The organism is Tsukamurella conjunctivitidis, from assembly GCF_007858475.1.
Classification (GTDB): domain Bacteria; phylum Actinomycetota; class Actinomycetes; order Mycobacteriales; family Mycobacteriaceae; genus Tsukamurella; species Tsukamurella conjunctivitidis.
In genome coordinates, this window is the sequence record NZ_VIGX01000293.1 from 1 (window position 1) to 526 (window position 526).

At 64.1% G+C, this 526-nt stretch carries 1 protein-coding gene; it reads left to right on the forward strand.

Going from position 1 to position 526, the window contains the following annotated elements; translation table 11 throughout:
• Nucleotides 1–160: 160 nt before the first annotated feature.
• Nucleotides 161–526 (forward strand): isocitrate/isopropylmalate family dehydrogenase (locus FK530_RS25460; protein WP_269434196.1); only part of this gene is annotated, 366 nt, incomplete at its 3' end.

Below are 526 nucleotides of genomic sequence, written 5' to 3' on the forward strand. Positions count from 1 at the left end.
GTCCCGTGCCATGGCACGCCTCGGCGCCACGGGAGGCCCTCCGATCTGCCCACTTCCATGACAGATATCTCGACATCGAGTAATCTGGCCGCGGCGTCTCACCGAGGAGGACGCGCAGGTGGTCGACCCCCGGGTACGGCCCGCGAACCGGAGGAGCAGCATGTCGAAGATCAAGGTCCAGGGGCCCGTCGTCGAGCTCGACGGCGATGAGATGACCCGCATCATCTGGCAGTTCATCAAGGACCGCCTGATCCACCCCTACCTGGACATCGACCTGCTCTACTACGACCTGTCCATCCAGAACCGCGACGCCACCGATGACCAGGTGACCATCGACGCGGCCCACGCCATCCAGGAACACGGCGTGGGCGTCAAGTGCGCCACCATCACCCCCGATGAGGCGCGTGTCCAGGAGTTCGGGCTGAAGAAGATGTGGAAGAGCCCCAACGGCACCATCCGCAACATCCTGGGTGGCGTCATCTTCCGTGAGCCCATCATCATCTCCAACATCCCGCGTCTGGTGCCG